This window comes from Pseudoalteromonas issachenkonii, assembly GCF_002310795.1.
GTDB classification, from domain to species: Bacteria; Pseudomonadota; Gammaproteobacteria; order Enterobacterales; family Alteromonadaceae; genus Pseudoalteromonas; species Pseudoalteromonas tetraodonis.
This window is the reverse complement of record NZ_CP011031.1, coordinates 369,876-387,725: the sequence shown is the minus strand read 5'-3', so window position 1 is coordinate 387,725 and position 17,850 is coordinate 369,876. Positions and strand designations below refer to the sequence as shown.

Genomic DNA, 17,850 nt, shown 5'->3' with positions numbered 1-17,850 from the left:
TTTAAACTATTCATTATCCAGTTTTTATCTATATTAGGCACAATTATTATTTTGGTTGATTTTAAAGCAATGCCTTTGTTTATTTAATATACAGCGTGAAACACTCAAACTCACTTCTATATTTTTATTCTAAAAAAGTGAATTAAAATTCATGTTTTTATTTCCATCACTAAAACACCCTGATACTATTAGCGCTCATTTATAAACACATTTTATTGAACTAGGATCACTTTTTATGTTTAAACCAAGCCTGTTAACCTTGGCTGTATCAAGCGCACTGAGCGGTGTATTATTTAGCAGTAATGCAGTGGCTCAAGAGCAAGTTATTGAAAAGAACAAATCGCTTGAAGTTATTGAGGTTACAGCAACGCGCCGAAGTGGCTCAATTCAAGCTGCGCCTCTTAACATTACCGCGCTCGATGCTGATGTAATGAAAGATCAAAACATCAGTGAGCTGGCCGATGTAGCACGTTGGGTACCGGGCTTAACAATTACAGATCAAGGTGGCCGTGCCGGTTCACCTATTATAGTCCGTGGTTTAAATACTAATTCATCAGGGCCTTCATCAGATGGTGGCACTGTTGCCACTTATATTAATGAAATTCCTGTCTCAGTTGATATGCGTTTAGTTGATGTAGAGCGTGTGGAAGTGCTTATTGGGCCACAAGGCACATTATATGGAGCTGGTACATTAGGCGGCGCTATTCGCTATATGCTTAAAGAACCAGAGCTTGATTTCACCTCAGGTGAAGTATTTGGTGATGTTTTTCAAACTCAAGAAAGTGATTCGGTCGGTGGTGAAGCGGGCTTTATCTTCAATTTACCATTAATTGAAGACAAACTTGCTGTTCGTACCAGCTTAAATATTTATGAAGACCCAGGGTTTATTGACTACGGCTATACCGTTCGTGAACCAGGTGTGTCGATAACCGACCCTGATTGGACAAACCTTGATGCAGTCAACAGCAATCTTAAAAATGTAAAAGACGCCAACGGTGAAACAACCACAACTGGCCGTATTTCATTGCGTTACAAAGCAAATGAGTCATTCGAAGGTACATTAAACTACTTCTATCAAAAGCAAGATACTGAGGGTCGTTCTATTGTTCATCACAACAGCCTTAATGCTAACAATGGCTTAAGTGATCGCATTGGCAAATACGAGTCAGCGTACCGTTATGAAGAGCCACGGATAAAAGAAGACCAATTACTGAGCCTTGAACTTAAAGCCGACTTAGGTTTTGCCGAGCTAGTATCAGCTACCGGTATTTCACAATTTGACGCCGATGGGCAACGTGATCAAACAGATCTTTTAATTCGCTTAGACTATGGCTACGAAGAGTTTCCTTCGTTTTCAGCATTTACCCGTGAAATTGACGAAAAAGACACCTTTACCCAAGAACTGCGTTTAGTCTCACAAAGTGATAGCGATTTAAGCTGGATTGTTGGTGGTTTTTACAACAAAACCGACACCGATGCATCAAGCAGAGAGTACACACCAGGCTTTGATCAGTTCGCGGTTGATAATTTTGGTGGCGCACAACTTAGACCAGACTCTTTAGAATATTTAGAAATTACTGGCAGCAAAGTCACTGAATCAGCGCTTTTTGGTGAAGTGGGTTACCAAGTAACCGATAAACTCGACATTACCATTGGCGCGCGTTTTTACGAATACGATGTTGAGTCAAAAGCGGCTTTTGACTTTCCATTAGCAAATACCTTGTATGAAGGTACTGCACCTGATGCAATTTCAGTTAATTTTGAAGAAAACAAAGCGGGTGACAACGGTAATCTATTTAAATTTAATGCTAAGTATCAGTTTACTGATACTGTAATGGGATACGCCACTGTTAGCGAAGGCTTTAGAATTGGCGGCTCAAATGGCCTAGTCCCTTGTCCTGTGCCCTTACCTGAGGATCAACAAACAGGCTGTGGTACACCTGATGAAATGCTGTATGAAGCAGATACCACAACTAACTATGAGCTAGGCTTTAAAAGTACCTGGATGAGAAGCCAATTACACTTTAATGCTGCGCTATTCAATGTAGATTGGGATAACGCACAAATTGCCGGTGCAACAACAGTAGGTCAATTACCGTATTTATCAAATGCTGGTAGCGCAAATGCGAAAGGGGTTGAAATTGCCACGCGTGCAATTTTATCAGACTCGTTTACTGCCTATGCAACTTATGCCTATACAAAAGCAGAACTAACCTCAGACGCTCCGTATTTATTTAATGCCGATGGCACTGATGGCGCAAAAGATGGCGACCGTTTACCGGGCTCACCTGAGCATCAGTTCTCTATGGGGATTAACTACCAAACAGACGTGTTAAATGATAAAACCTTAGATATTAACTACGGTTTAACTGCACAAAGTGATGTAATTTCAAAAGTAGGCCTACGTGATAATGGTGAAGCACTCCCAGGTTATAGCTTAAGTAATATTTCAGCTAAATTAACCGCCGATGCGTGGTCGACTACGTTATATGTAGATAACCTATTTAATAAATATGCGGTTACTTCTGTTCGTCGTTCAGATGCGGATATTACAACAGCCAATGGCGCAGACATACAACGTAACTATGGTTACTATATTAATCGCCCGCTTACTGTTGGCATTAAATTTAACTATAAGTTTGAAATATAACTAAGCGACAAGTTTGAAATGTAATTAAACGATAAGTTTAAGTACAATCAAGAGGCTCAAATTAATTTGAGCCTTTTTATTTTGTAAGTACATTATTTATAAGAGTATTCATGCAGCCGAACTTAAAGCAACTACACCAAAGCGCTATAAAAAATCTAAACCAAGGCAACATTCAGCAAGCGCATAAAGCACTGGTTGAGCTGGTAACACAAAAACCAGACTTTGCTGATGGCTACTTTTTACTCGCCATGGTTAATTTACAGGTTGGTCAAATTTATAAAGCCATAAAGCTAATTGAAAAAGCATTAAACTTTACCCAGCCTATTGAATATACTGCGCAACTTGCCAAGTGCTACGCTCTTACTGGCGACTTACAAAAAGCAAAAAACACCGCCCTCAGCGTTAAGCCTGAACATATTAGCAAAGCACTGGATGCCGATACATTAGGTGTGGCGCTCACCCAAGCGGGTTTACATCAGCAAGCGGCAGACTATTTTACATGCGCGTTAAGTTTAGCCGGGGCGAGCAATACTGGTCAGCCGCAGTTTTATTATAATTATGGGGTATGTGCTAAATTTTTAGGCCAGTTTGATAAAGCACAGCACGCGTTTGAAAATGCCATTTCACTGAACCCGTTTCATTATCAAAGTCATTTTGCCTTAGCCGATTTAACTAAAGTCACTGAGCAAAACAACCACATAGCGCGATTAAAAAACGTATTTGAACAGGTCAATCATCCTGACGCTAAACTGCATATAGGTCATGCGCTCGCAAAAGAATATCAAGACCTAGGAGAATTTTCAGCAGCCTTTGCCGCGTTACAACAAGGTAAAAAAGCAAAACACGCTAATAAGGCGTTTGATAATCAAGCGTCTGAGGCTTTATTTTCACATATAAAACAGCTCAGTGTTAAATATAAAAACCAACAAACAGCTGGCAACCAAAGCTGTGAGCCAATTTTTGTGTTAGGTATGCCGCGCTCTGGCACCACATTAGTTGAGCGCATTTTATCAAGCCACAGCGACGTACAATCGGCTGGCGAGCTGCAAGATTTTGGCCTAAGTGTAAAAAAGCTTAGCCAAACACCCACGCCTCAAGTACTCGATACAGACACCTTAAGCCAAGCTTACCAGCTTGATTTTGCAAAACTTGGTAGCACTTACCTTGAGGCGACCCGTGTAGTTACCGGTAGCCATAAACACTTTATTGATAAATTACCGTTTAACTTTTTTTATATCGATTTAATTACCAAAGCACTGCCTAATGCTAAAATCATTTGCCTACTTCGCGACCCCATGGACACCTGCATTGGTAACTATCGTCAGCTATTTACCATTAACAACCCGTATTATGCTTACTCGTTAGACTTACTCGACACAGCTAAATTTTACAGCCGCTTTTATAAACTGATACAGCACTTCAGCGCCCTGCACAGCAATATTAAACTAGTAAAATACGAAGAACTTGTAGCCGCACCAGAGCAAAAGATAAAAGAGTTAGTGAGCTATTGCGACTTAGACTGGCAACCACAGTGCCTTGATTTTCATTTAAACACCGCACCGGTTTCAACCGCCAGCAAAATGCAAGTGCGCCAACCGCTTAACAACAAGGCCATAGGCCGCTGGAAAAAGTTTAAGCCCCATACAGATGAAGCGCAGACTTATTTAGTTAAGGAAGAAGTTTTAGGTTTAATTAAATAACAACAACTGTTAGTTGGACGAGTAGCTCAGTTTGATAAATTTTAAAGTTACCGGATGGATATAAGTTTTTAGGCTCAATGTATTAAAGGTTTTTTCTCTGTTAACTTACCCTCCTCCACTTAAAGAAAAACCCAACGCTACTATAAAAAGCTAACAAAAAGTAATACGCCAATTACTGCGGCAGCTATAAATAAGTATTTACCAAGCTTAGCATTGTGTTTAAGAGATTCTTGATGTTTAGCCTTAAGCATAAGTAATTGTGTTTCGTTTAAATCGGAACAATGCGTACATTTATCCAAGAATTCAGAATAATACAGTTCACACCTATCACATCGCTTTTGTTTAGGTTGCTTAGATCTCCATGATATACTCATCTCTAAAGGCATTATAACTTCCACTCAAGAGTGCTAGTGTACTCAACCTTAACCAGCCTACCATCTAATAACGAAGGCTTAAATCTCCATAGCTTTAAAGCCCGTAAACCTTCCTTTTCAAATACACCTTTTGGGGCAGATTCAATTACTTCAACTCTTTCTAACGCTCCAACTTCATTAACTATTGCTTTGAACTTTAAGTAGCCCTCTACGCTATTTTTAGCCGCATCTGCAGGATATTTTGGTTCAATCTTCACAACCCATTTAGCAGGTGAATCTGTTTGTGCATTGATATACACAATACTTGAATTTGCCGCTTTATCAGTGCTATTACAACCAACCAGTAAAAGGACTAAAATTATAGTTATGTACTTCAAAGACTACTCCTAAAAATATAGCTCAGTTAAATGTACAACTAGTGGTTAAGTTTACTAAGGTGTGCAGCATCACGAAACAAGACCAACTATTATGCATTCAATAATTTATGGCCTTGTTATATGTACTATTGCATTAACAAATCAGATAAAAACTTTATACTATTTATTTCAACTTTACCGTCAGATGACTGCAAACCTAATTGAATATGAGCTAATCCTGTATCAAAGGTTACGGGTACCTGATAAACAGCATATGTCACACTTGAGCTACCAACTGGAGATAACGTTTTCCAATTTTGCAACTCTGCTTTACCGACTGATTGAAATACACCTAATTTAGCAACCTTTTTTACGTACAACTCCCATTGCTCTGAAGTTGCACTAGTGTAACCTTGTTCAGACATTAGCTCTTTAAAAGGAGTTACTTCCCACGTTGCTAACTTAGGGATTGCCTTTACAATAAAAGGCTCAAAGACGGCCTCTTTATCAACAGTATTTATGGATGCAACAACTCCAATACCAATGAAAAATATAACAACACTTAAAATTCCAAAACCTAGATATTTGAAGAATTTCTTCACCATAACTCCTTGTACATACAACCGCTTTATCAGTTAACACTTTCCACATTCCAGCGTGAAAATGCTCTTTTTTTATTAACTTATATTAATAACAAATAGTGTAAGTTATTACCAGCTATAAATTTTATGCTTAATGTAGGTTATTTCGCTATGTAAAAAAGGGAGGGTTTCTTTTTATTCTTACTAAGTTAAAAACGACTCACCTGAATGATCGTTCATCGCTCTTTGCCGAAGTATGCCTGTGTGCTATGAGAGGACATTGAGCACCGTAGTCACTTTTTATGTTTTAGTTACTACGACATACCTATTATCCAAGGCATAGTAATACCTAAACTGACCGACGATACTCCAAGGATAAACTTTAGATGATTCATAGAACTACATTTTGAATACATATATATCCCTGAAAAAAGCGCAATTACCGACCACATGGCAGACCCCATAAAATATGCTCGAATTGCACTTTGATTTAGTGCCGTTGTATAAGCAGGGTCTGCAATAAAATTTAAAAGAAGTGCGACGAATACCCCCATGAACGGTAAAAAACCTATCATAAAAATTCTTTTCTTGAGCACCCATTTCTTCATATGTAAATCCATTCGATTAAAAAAAATAACGCCCTGTTAAGGTGTGAGTAACACAATACCGGAGCCTCCGCATATCACCTTAAGCACTAAACGAAACGCATAGTAAAAATGCCAAACGTTGCGAATCACTCTTAAACAGTTTGTTATAAATCATTGAACTCTAATACATACTTTGTATCTGATACGACTGCTCGCTTTATTTTAACGTGCTTAAACTGGAGATTCATTTTTAACAATTTTACAATTTCATCCACCAAGTTAACATCAGCATTAGCGCCTATTATTACCTCATCAATAGCATCTGGTGGGAACCTAAAGAGGTGAACAGCTGGTAAAATACTATTCTTTACCTCATCGGCATCAGATAAAACAGCACACATTCGCCACTCTTTCTCATATTTCCAAACATCTGACTTTAGTAAAAATATGTCAGTACCATCCATATCAACCATTAGTTTGGTTGGTCTTTCTTCCAAGTATTCAACTTTTCTTAGATAATAGAACTCGTCTTTTTCAGATCGTTTTCGATTGAAAAACGAATGTTCTGAATTAAATCCAATGCAGAATCCTTTATGTGAATCTGCATAGTGGGACCACATTAACAAATTGTCTGGTTTTTGTGTAAGGCTCAAGACCCCTATTGCTTCATTTGACTTTTCTGACAGTACAGCTGAAAACTGCTTTGTTGCAGATTCCATCAGACTTTCGAATAACTGACCGTTACTCTCTATTTGTATTTTTACAAACTCGCGGACCTTAGATTTTGGTAAAGTTTTTTTAATAGCATCTGGAATTTCAGAAAGCTTTACGTCAATAAAACTATCTAATTGTTCATCCATATATTGTTTAAAATAGTCGCTCGAAGCAATACCACTTAAAACAGGTTTAAATTCAAACGGGTCGTTAAATGCTACTGGCGGTGAAAACCTAATTGATTTATTTTTCAGTACATCTATTCGATCTGGATGTAAATATTTATATAATTTCAAAAAACTTACCTATTTTCGCGCTAAAACGTCCTTATTTTATGAACTTATATTAATAGCAAATAGCGTAAACTATTGCCAAGTATAAATATTATGCTTTCTATAGCTTATATAAACATGTAAATAAGAGGAAAGTTAAGTTAATGACGATTCACCTGAATGACCGGTTATTCCTCATCGGCATCGCGAATGCGTTCTTTACGTTCTTGCTCTTCATCAAAGGCGGCTTGAATTTCGTCAAGTACTGAATCAACATCCGCAGCTTCGCCATCGTCTTCAAATTCGCCACTTAGCACTGAGTGCGGAGTTAAGTTAGCATCTTCAAACAGTTCCCACATTTCTTTGGCGTATTGCGTGTGTAATAACGCCGGTGCAAATTGGCCATAATAACGGCGCATGTTATTTACATCGCGGGCAAACATGGCTTCGGCGCTATTATTGGCAGAGGCGTTAACCGCTTGGGGTAAATCAATAATTACCGGGCCGTTGCTATCTACAAGAACGTTAAATTCAGATAAGTCACCGTGAATAATTCCTGCGCACAGCATTAATTTGATGTAATGCATCATTAATGTATGTTGCTCAATGGCTTGTTGCTCGGTTAAATCAACTGCACCAAGCTGTGGTGCAACATCGCCTTCATCATCACTTACAAGTTCCATTAGCAATACACCGTCAATGCAGCCGTAAGTTTGCGGTACGCGAACACCCGCTGAGGATAAACGCGATAACGCGTCAACCTCGGCATTTTGCCAAATTTCTTCTTCTAATTGGCGGCCATAGCTTGAACGTTTACCCATAGCACGGGCTTGTCGGCCACTGCGTACTTTGCGGCCCTCTTGATACTGGGCGGCTTTTTTAAAACTGCGCTTACTGGCATCTTTGTATACTTTAGCGCAGCGAATTTCATCGCCACAGGCCACCACAAATACATCGGCCTCTTTACCGCTCATTAACCGGCTGATCACTTCATCAATAAAACCATCATCAACTAATGGCTGTAAGCGTTTAGGTATTTTCAAACGACACCTACTAAAAATACAGGGTTGGCTTTTTGTTTTGCTATGTGGTTCAAACGAGGCATACCTTTGGGGATTGAAGAAAGTTATAAATTATTAGTAAACTTTAAAGTTACATTTAATGACTAAATTACGCAGCTAGAATAAGCGACTACAGCTAAAAAGCCAACCGCCTTTTTTGCTTTTTAAGTATTATTGACCAAGAACCTAAATAAAACCAAAAAACGAGCACGGTTTAGCGTACTCGTTTACTTTATATTATTAAAAAGTGTTTAGAACTGCCACACTAAAGACGCCCAATAGCGACGGCCATCTTCAACATAGCCATACTCTTGCTCTGTGATCTCTTTATCAAGCAAGTTGTAAATTCCAGCACCAAGTTTAACGCTGTCACTTAGCTGATAATTAGCGCCTAAATTGGCAATGGTATAATCAGGAGCAATTAAACTACTTTGTGAAGGCCCTGTGGTAGGCTGGCTTTCTTCTCCACGATATTGCACACGTAACCATCCGCCTAACTTATCTGTTGGACGCCAATTTAAAGACGTTTGTAAACTATGTTTTGGTAGCTGATTAAGTGGGCTCCCTTTATATTGACCGGTTTTTTGCTCTGAATCGGTGTAGGTATAACTAGCACTCAAATCAATTTCAGTTGAAATATCGTAATCTACTGATAGCTCAATACCTTGGGTTATGGCTTCATCCACATTAATGTACGTAGTTGGCATAGAGCCGAACTGATTTGGGCCATCTGTGCACTGCGTTAATGGGCAAGCTATACGGGTTATTTTGTCATCAAATTCATTATAAAAAACGGTTGTCGATATGCTTAAATCGCGTCCAGAATCATAGTAAACACCCATTTCATAGTTAACTGATTGCTCAGGTTTTAAGTCAGGGTTACCATAAATATTACCGCCACGACTCACTTGTCCCCATTGGGCGGTAGATTGGCGAATATTTGGCGCACGGAAACCGGTTGATATGCCGCCTTTAATGGTGATCGCTTTAGATGCGCTATAAACACCATACAAACGTGGGCTCCAATGACCTGCAAAGTTGCCATCATGATCGTAACGTAGGCCTGCGGTGAGCTTAAAGTCATCCGTTGCTGCCCATTCGTTTTCACCAAAAACAGACCATTGCTCGTTTTCTACATGGGTTAAGTCGCTGATTTTATTACTTGTATAATCATCCAATGACTCTTTTAAATAGGTCGCACCAAACGTAGAGTTATGATTGCTATATAGCGGTAAACTCCATGTCGTTTGAATGTCGGTATTTTCGACAAACATTTCACGTGAGTTATTATCAAACTTATCGTATTTAATGTAACTACGCGACGAGCCAAAGTCATAAAAACCATTGTGTGACATAGAGTATGTTTGTTGCTCATACTCAGTAGTTGCTGATTCAGGACAGCCACGTCGACCACAGCTTTCTCCTGGGGCAAGTTCGGCAACTGTTTTGCCGAGGGTTTCATCTAATGTTTGTTTTGCCGAGCCAAGTTCAAACATTAATTCGTGACTATCATTAGGTGTTAATGTGAACTTAGCTTTTACATTACTTTGTTCTTTGCCTCGAAATCCTGCTGTAAAATCATCCTCATTTCGCTTTGAAAACTGCCCATACAATTGCACGCCCAATAAATCTGGAATAATGCCACCAGAAGTAAAAAAGCTGACTTGGTTTATATCACCTGACTGACTTTGCTCTTGAATGGTGCTGTCTAAACGCAGTTCTCCATACCACTGCTCTGGCGCTTTACGGGTAATAATGTTGATCACACCACCAATTGCATCAGAGCCATACAGCGACGACATAGGGCCACGTATTACTTCAATACGTTCAATTGCTGAAATTGGCGGCGTCCAAGCACCTTCTACGCCCGGGCCATCACTATTTGGTCGTGTTTCTCTTGAACTTTGGCGTTGTCCATCGATAAGAATGAGCGTGTATTGGCTTGCCATACCACGCAAGCTAATATCTTTTCTGTCACCTCCTCCGGTCACTATTACACCCGGAATATCAGCCATTGCGTCGGTTAAGTCACGATAAAAGCGTTTTTCTAGCTGCGCTCTGTCGATAACGCTAATACTTGCAGGTGCCTCTTTGAGCATTTGTTCGTAACCAGAAGCAGTGACAACCATTACTTCCATATCTTGTTTTTTTCCATCAGCAAAAGCAGGGTTAGCAATTGCAAAAGTACTTAAAATAAATGCAGTGACCGGCCTTAACTTACAACTTACCGTGTTCATGATCTTTCTCCGTGACATTCAGCATGTAAATGATAATAATTAGCGTTTGCGATAATAGTGAGAAGTTCCCTTCTTCTCAACGCTATTTTTATTAAAGCTAATTTAAGTAAGGCTTAACGGTATGAGTGATAAGTTAACTAAAACCCTGAATATATTTGTTCGCACTGTGCAAACGGAAAGTATGAGTAAAGCTGCCGCAGACCTTTTAATGACAACCTCTGCAATTAGCCAGCAAATAAAACAAATAGAGCAAGATGTAGGTTTGAGTTTATTTAATCGCAGCCCTCGAGAATTAACGCTTACCGAGGCGGGTGAACTGTATTATCAAAGTTGTTTACAAATGCTTGCCGTTGCAACAGCTACATCAGAACAATTACAGCATTTACAAAATTGCCCGAGTGGGCAATTAAAACTAGCAGCCCCTGTCGGTTTTGGAGGTGGGTTACTAAGCGAGCCTGTAAAGCATTTAATTAGCCAATTTAGTGATATAGATGTGCACTTAACGCTTTCTGACGAGCCCATTGATATGATCAGAACAGGTATAGATTTAGTGCTGGCGATTGGCCCTCTCGAAGACTCAAACTTAATTGCACGCCAGCTCGCTAGTTGGCCATTAATACTGTGTGTTCATAAAAATCATGCACTAGCACAGCAGCCAAAAATCACACTGGATGACCTAAAAGCGCATAACCGCATTGCGCATATAGCTGTTGATCCGGCGCTTACGCACCTTACTCGCGGCGTAAGTACAACACTACCAAAAGCGCGTATTACCATTAATAATATGCAAACTGTGATTCAATTTGTTCTCGACGAGTTAGGCTATGCTATTTTGCCAGAGCCTGAAGTACGCAATTTCTTAGCTACAGGAGAACTTTTAGAAATATGCACTGATTGGCAACTTCCCCATTACGATGTATTTGCTCTAACGCCTGCACGCGACACATTAGCAGCAAAAACAAAAGCTGCAATTAAAGCACTTAACGCATCATTTTCAGCTATTTAAATAACCTAAGTTCAGGTTAAGGTTTGTTTATAGTTAACTAATTGCAAGCCAAACTCCTACTAGCACCATTAAACTCCCCGCAATACGATTCATCCACTTAATATTGTTGCCTTTGGTTAGAATTTATACTTGCAGTTTTTCTGTTATGTAAACGCAAAACAAGCATATAGCTAAGCGCTCATTCAGTAAGACTGCATTATTATTAATACTTTACAGAACATTAATAAACACAGGATTATTACACAGGAGTATACATTACATGGCAACCACACCTAAAAAGTCACATGAGGTTAATAAGATACAATCGGCTTTATTAAACCCAGAGCACAGCATTCAAGTAAGAGGCGCACGTGTTCATAACTTAAAAGATGTGGATGTAAACCTGCCCCGTAATTCACTTGTGGTGTTTACCGGTATATCGGGCTCGGGTAAATCATCGCTTGCCTTTGGAACATTATTTGCCGAATCGCAACATCGTTATCTTGACTCGGTTTCACCTTATGCACGCAGATTAATTGATCAGGTAGACGAGCCTGATGTAGATTCGATCGAAGGCCTGCCACCAGCGGTCGCACTGCAGCAGCAGCGTGGTGCACCCTCGGTACGTTCATCGGTGGGTAGTGTAACCACTATATCTAACGCGCTGCGAATGCTCTACTCACGCGCAGGCGAATACCCCAAAGGGCAAGGCATACTTTACGCCGATGCGTTTTCGCCCAATACGCCACAAGGCGCCTGCCCAGAGTGCCATGGTATTGGCCGCGTTTTTAACGTCACCGAAAAGCTACTAGTGCCCGATCCCACTAAATCAATTAAAGAGCGCGCCATTGCAGCATGGCCGCCTGCTTGGCAAGGTAAAAACCTAAGCCGTATTCTTACCTCTTTAGGCTACGATATTAATAAACCGTGGAATACCCTGCCTAAAAAAGCCCGTGATTGGATTTTATTTACAGACGAAACACCTACAGTGCCCGTGTTTCCTGAGTACACACTTGAGCAAACACAAGCGGCAATTAAAAATGAAGAAAGCCCTAGCTACATGGGTACATTTACAAGTGCTAAACGTTTTGTTTTACAGTCGTTTGCGAGCACTCAAAGCCCACGTACTAAAAAGCGCGTATCGCAGTATATGCAAATATCACAGTGCCCGCAGTGCGAAGGAAAAAAACTCAAAAAAGAGTCGTTATCGGTTAAAGTAGCTGGTCTTGATATAGGCGAAATTTCGCAGCTAACACTCAATGAGCTGGCAGATAAGCTAAGGTTTGCTGCTAATAATCCCGCTAAAAGTAACGCTGCAAACCCCGAAAAAGCCATAGTTGCAAAGCGTATAGCGGGCGACATTCTTAAACGCGTTGAAGCACTTACCAAACTTGGTTTAGGGTATTTATCGCTTGAACGCACCACCCCATCGTTATCGCCAGGTGAATTACAACGCTTAAGGCTTGCAACACAAATTCGCTCAAAATTATTTGGTGTAGTGTATGTGCTAGACGAACCCTCTGCAGGCTTACACCCTGCCGATACACAAGCCTTGTTAGCGGCATTAGATGAGCTAATAGCCGCTGGTAACTCAGTGTTTGTGGTTGAGCACGACGTAAGTGTTATTCGCCATGCTGATTGGGTGGTCGATGTAGGGCCAAATGCGGGCTCCCATGGCGGTAATATTGTTTATAGCGGCCCAGTTGAAGGCTTAAAGCAAATTAGCAGCTCACACACGAGCCAGTATTTATTTAAAAATATCGAAGCGCAACAAACTCACATACAACGTAAACAACGCCCAGCAAAAGCATGGCTAACGCTTAAAAATGTTGAGCGTAATAACTTACAAAAACTTAATGTAGAATTTCCGCTTGGGGTTATTACAAGTGTTACAGGGGTATCAGGCTCAGGTAAATCAAGCTTAGTAAGCCAAGCACTTGTTGAATTGGTTTACGATGCACTAGGGCAAAAATCGCAGCCACAAGTACCTACCGATGAAGCCGAGCTACTCGAGCAAGAGATTGATATAACAACCGGCGGGCAAATAACTCACGGCAGTGAACACATAAAGCGCCTGGTAACGGTTGATCAAAAAGCCATTGGCCGCACACCTCGTTCAAACCTTGCAACTTACACGGGCTTATTCGATCACGTACGTAAACTGTTTGCCAATACCAAAGAGGCAAAAGCGCGTAAGTACGATGCCGGTCGTTTTTCGTTTAATGTTAAAAAAGGTCGCTGTGAAAATTGCGAAGGCGTAGGCTTTGTAAGCGTGGAGCTGTTATTTTTGCCTAGCGTGTATTCGCCCTGCCCTGTGTGTAACGCCAAGCGCTACAACCAAAAAACACTCGAAATTACCTATAAAGATAAAACCATTGCCGATGTACTTAATTTAACTGTTGAGTCTGCGCATACCTTTTTTGCCGATGAACCCGCCATTTTACGTGCGCTAAATGCGCTGCTACAAGTGGGCCTTGGCTATTTACGTTTAGGCCAACCTGCTACTGAGCTTTCGGGCGGTGAAGCCCAGCGCATTAAACTTGCCACCGAGTTACAGCGTACACAGCGTGGCGATACGCTTTATATTTTAGATGAGCCAACCACTGGCCTGCACCCTAAAGATGTAGCAATGCTAATGGCGCAGTTAAATGGCTTAGTTGATGCGGGCAACACCGTCATTATGGTTGAGCACGATATGCAAGTAGCCAGTAACAGTGATTGGGTTATTGATATTGGCCCAGGAGCCGGCGACGAAGGCGGGGTAATAGTTGCACAAGGTAAACCTGAAGAGGTTGCGCAATCTACTAAAAGCCGTACTGCGCCGTTTTTGAATAGCGCTGTAAAGTCACGCATACTCAGATTAAAAGGTTAGCAGTTTTGTATGCTCAAAATAAAAAAGAGCCTCGGGCTCTTTTTTAACCCAAAGCTAACCAAACTCCTACTAGCACCATTAAACTCCCCGCAATTCGGTTCATCCACTTGATGTTATTGCCTTTAGTTAAAAATAACCGCAGGCTTTTACCACCTGTTGCGTAAATCATCATACAGATAAACTCTGAGAGCAAAATAATGGCCACCAGCACCGCTAATTGCGACGCAACACTGTATTGCACGTTAATAAAAGGAGGTAATAAGGAAATCATAAACGCCCATCCCTTTGGATTGGCAATGGCGGTTACAAACCCCTGTGAAAATAATGAATATCGGCTCACGGCTGTTGTGTTATGCGTATCAACCGACATTTTTCCTTTTGCACGCCACATATTAATGCCAATGTAGACTAAATAAGCGCCACCTAGCCATTTTAAAATATCAAATGCACTGGGGTAATTAAGCATAACACTGGCTACACCAAGCACCGCGGCTACCGCAACTGTTGCTACACCGAGTAGTTCACCTATCATCATCCATAAAGTTCGTCGCACGCCAATACTCATGCCTAAGGTCATGGCCAGTGTCATACACATACCGGGTGTAATTGATACAAAAAAGAAGGTAGGAATAAATACCGCAAGTGCAGCTACATCAATCATTTAAAGCTCGCAATAGATTAAAAAATAGTGTTAATTATGAATGAAAGGGTAAAGGAAAAAAGCCAAAGGTGAAAGATAAAACAACTATCAGTAAGGTAGAAATAACGGCTTCGAGGATCGGGTTAAGAGCACCGAGCTTAGCCTGAGGTTCTAAGCCCGATACTCGAAGCTCGAAGCCTATAACTCGGCGCAAAGTGCCGTGAGATTGAGAGGGGATATTCTTAATCTCACGGCATAATACACTATTGAATGGGTTGTTCGTCCATATCAACTGGTTCAACATTATCCTTTAACAAGTACTTATCAAGCCATTGCTCTTGCTCCCACAGTACATGTAATAAGCTTTTACGGGCACGGTAGCCATGAGCTTCGTAAGGAAGCATCACTAAACGCGCTTCTTTACCCAAGCCTTTAAGTGCAGCATACATACGCTCACTTTGCATTGGGAAAGTGCCCGAATTAGGGTCCTCTTGACCGTGGATCATTAACATAGGTTCGTTAATTTTTTCAGCATGGAAAAACGGCGACATGTTTGCGTACACACTTTGTGCTTGCCAAAAATCACGTTCTTCACCCTGAAAACCAAACGGCGTTAATGTGCGGTTATACGCACCACTGCGGGCAATACCTGCCTTAAATAAATCGCTATGTGCTAATAAATTAGCCACCATAAACGCACCATACGAATGCCCTGCAATAGCAATGTTATCTTTATCGGCAATGCCCTTTTCAACCAGTACATCAACCGCTGCTTTAGCGCTAGAAACCAGCTGTTTTCTAAAGTGATCATTTGGCTCACTGCCATCAACGCCTACAATCGGCATTTTAGGATCGTCAAACACCGCAATCCCTTTCGCAAGATAAGGCATAGGGCCCCAGTAACCTATGTAGGTAAATTCGTATTCTGATTCACGCACTTGTGATGCAACTGCTTTATCTTTATATTCAAGTGGATATGCCCACATCAATACCGGTAATGGCCCTTGTGTTTTGTCATACCCTGGTGGTAAATAAAGCGTACCTGAAAGCTCAACACCGTCATCACGGGTATAACGTAGTTGCTCTTTGGTTACGCCTTTAAATGCAGGGTAAGGGTGCTCAAACTGAGTAAGCTGTGTTAGCGAGCCTTTATCTAAATCGCGAATAAAAAAGTTTGGCTGCTGCGTTTTAGACTCACGAATAGTAATGAATTTTGTGCCTTCATCATCTAACAATGCACGCACACGCTCGTAATAAGGCGCTGCTGATTGCCATAAACGTTTGGTGCTATTCGTTTTAACATCGTACTGATCTAAAAAAGGAATGTTTCCTTGCTCAGACGCGCCATCGCCACGTAAGTAGATGTAACGTCCGCCAACAACTTTTATTACGCTAACACCTAAATCGTTACGCTCGTAAATTGCACTCCCTGGATCTTTATAGGCATCGTTATAACTGCGCTCTGAAAATAACACGCGGTTACTATCGGCATTACGTGGTTGAATTACATAAGTGCGCACTTGTCGGTCACTAAAACGCCAATCACTTAGCATAGCAATATTATCATTACCCCATTGTATGCCAGCAAAACGACGCTCTACTTTGGCAAATAATTTAGGGTCGCGTTTAAATGGCGCTCGTAAACTGTAAAGGTGATCATGATATTCAACCTCAGTTTTCATATCACCGCCATCTTGCGCCTCGGCCCATATGACTTCAGCACCTTGATCGGCTCGCCACTCAAAATCACGACGACCAGTACGCACACTGTCGTAGCCTTGTGGAATGTTGTCGGCAAGAGGTTGCTTTGCCAGCTCTACTAATGCATAGCCACGCATTCCCCATATTTGCCATGTAGTTGCAAAACGGCTGTAAGGTACTTGATACGAAAATGGCTCGTCGATGGTCGCGACTAAAATATTGGTTGAATCAGGCGAAATTGAAAACGATTTAAATAAACCGGCACGGCCAATCGGCTGTGCTTTGCCATCAAGCGTGATATACGCTAATTGACCTTGACCATAAAATTTAAATTGTGCTTCATCAAACGGGCTGGTCAATAAGTTTTGATAAGTCCTTGCTGGGGCTTTTTCGCCAGTGCTTTGTTGAATAACCGGCACTGTACTTTGAGTATCATTAGTTAATCTTGGTTTGTCTAAGTTTACTGCTAAATTAGCCACAATCGCCGTGCTATCGGGTAACCACTGATAAGGCGTAGCGGTTAATACTGAATTAAGTGCAAGCTCACTTAACTGCTTAGCTTGTTTGGTTTTAACGCTATAAACCCATAGCCGTGCGTTATCCGGTTGTTCAACAATAAACGCTAAATGTTCGCTATTTGCTGACCAACGCGGCGAGCGAATAATCCCCTGAGGCAAATTATTAACGTTTATTACTGTTCCACTTTGAACATGCTTAAGCTCTAACGCGCTGTACTTTGCACTTACCCGTGAGCGTGAAAAGTTAGCCGGATTAAGCTTTATTCCCGCAAGCTTAAATTCTTCTTTGGCCAGCTCATCAAGCGACACAACACGCTTGCGTTCAAACAGAGCAAGCCACTGACCATCATTCGATAAAGAGCTAGTTGGTGCTAACTTAGCATCGACTAATGCCGCAAGCGCTGGTGAAGGGGTTTGATATCCTTGCTCTGCATAACTTGCAGGCAATAAAACAATGCAGCCTACCAAGGCAATAAATAGCCTAAAAGCATTCATGTTTTCATCCTTTTTTATTGTTAAATATTACCCGCTATATAAACACGTTTTACCTTGTTCATAAAGTGTTAAGCAAGGATAAAATCAGCTAAATGATGCTTAAGTAA

12 protein-coding genes and 1 pseudogene are annotated in these 17,850 nt (G+C 40.9%); 4 read left to right on the top strand and 9 right to left on the bottom strand.

Annotated elements, in window-relative coordinates; all coding sequences use genetic code 11:
* Positions 1-235 precede the first annotated feature (235 nt).
* On the top strand, positions 236-2,650 hold the full coding sequence (locus PISS_RS17345) for a TonB-dependent receptor (protein WP_058155860.1): 2,415 nt from the start codon (positions 236-238) through the stop codon (positions 2,648-2,650).
* Positions 2,651-2,760: 110 nt separating this feature from the next.
* Positions 2,761-4,350, top strand: a complete 1,590-nt coding sequence (locus PISS_RS17340) for a tetratricopeptide repeat-containing sulfotransferase family protein (protein WP_058155858.1) — start codon at positions 2,761-2,763, stop codon at positions 4,348-4,350.
* Between the two features lie 385 nt (positions 4,351-4,735).
* Here the strand turns inward: PISS_RS17340 and PISS_RS17330 are convergent, their stop codons facing one another.
* From PISS_RS17330 to PISS_RS17300, 6 genes are all read right to left on the bottom strand, one after another.
* Positions 4,736-5,101, bottom strand: coding sequence for an energy transducer TonB (locus tag PISS_RS17330; protein ID WP_198147831.1), 366 nt, complete (start codon positions 5,099-5,101; stop codon positions 4,736-4,738).
* Positions 5,102-5,226: 125 nt separating this feature from the next.
* Positions 5,227-5,685, bottom strand: coding sequence for a hypothetical protein (locus tag PISS_RS19095; RefSeq protein ID WP_232311364.1), 459 nt, complete (start codon positions 5,683-5,685; stop codon positions 5,227-5,229).
* Positions 5,686-5,975: 290 nt separating this feature from the next.
* The gene (locus PISS_RS17320; RefSeq protein WP_058155855.1) at positions 5,976-6,269 is read right to left on the bottom strand and encodes a hypothetical protein; all 294 of its coding nucleotides are present in this window, start codon (positions 6,267-6,269) and stop codon (positions 5,976-5,978) included.
* Between the two features lie 143 nt (positions 6,270-6,412).
* Positions 6,413-7,258, bottom strand: coding sequence for a DUF2971 domain-containing protein (locus tag PISS_RS17310; RefSeq protein WP_058155853.1), 846 nt, complete (start codon positions 7,256-7,258; stop codon positions 6,413-6,415).
* Positions 7,259-7,422: 164 nt separating this feature from the next.
* Entirely contained in the window at positions 7,423-8,277 is an 855-nt protein-coding gene (locus PISS_RS17305; protein ID WP_058155851.1) for a PA4780 family RIO1-like protein kinase, read from the bottom strand.
* 269 nt (positions 8,278-8,546) lie between these two features.
* Positions 8,547-10,532, bottom strand: a complete 1,986-nt coding sequence (locus tag PISS_RS17300) for a ligand-gated channel protein (RefSeq protein WP_058155849.1) — start codon at positions 10,530-10,532, stop codon at positions 8,547-8,549.
* A 121-nt stretch (positions 10,533-10,653) separates the two neighbouring features.
* Between PISS_RS17300 and PISS_RS17295 the strand changes: the two genes are divergently transcribed.
* A complete protein-coding gene (locus PISS_RS17295) occupies positions 10,654-11,538 on the top strand; it encodes a LysR family transcriptional regulator (protein WP_058155847.1) in 885 nt (294 codons plus the stop codon).
* A 33-nt stretch (positions 11,539-11,571) separates the two neighbouring features.
* Here the strand turns inward: PISS_RS17295 and PISS_RS19085 are convergent.
* Positions 11,572-11,658 (bottom strand): annotated as a pseudogene (locus tag PISS_RS19085) (LysE family translocator); the annotation flags it as partial.
* Positions 11,659-11,797: 139 nt separating this feature from the next.
* On the opposite strand from PISS_RS19085, the gene uvrA reads away from it, so the two are divergent.
* Positions 11,798-14,389, top strand: a complete 2,592-nt coding sequence (gene uvrA, locus PISS_RS17285; RefSeq protein ID WP_058155845.1) for an excinuclease ABC subunit UvrA — start codon at positions 11,798-11,800, stop codon at positions 14,387-14,389.
* A 43-nt stretch (positions 14,390-14,432) separates the two neighbouring features.
* Here uvrA and PISS_RS17280 read toward each other — a convergent pair whose 3' ends face one another.
* On the bottom strand, positions 14,433-15,050 hold the full coding sequence (locus PISS_RS17280) for a LysE family translocator (RefSeq protein WP_058155843.1): 618 nt from the start codon (positions 15,048-15,050) through the stop codon (positions 14,433-14,435).
* Between the two features lie 242 nt (positions 15,051-15,292).
* Entirely contained in the window at positions 15,293-17,743 is a 2,451-nt protein-coding gene (locus tag PISS_RS17275; RefSeq protein WP_058155842.1) for a S9 family peptidase, read from the bottom strand.
* Positions 17,744-17,850 lie beyond the last annotated feature (107 nt).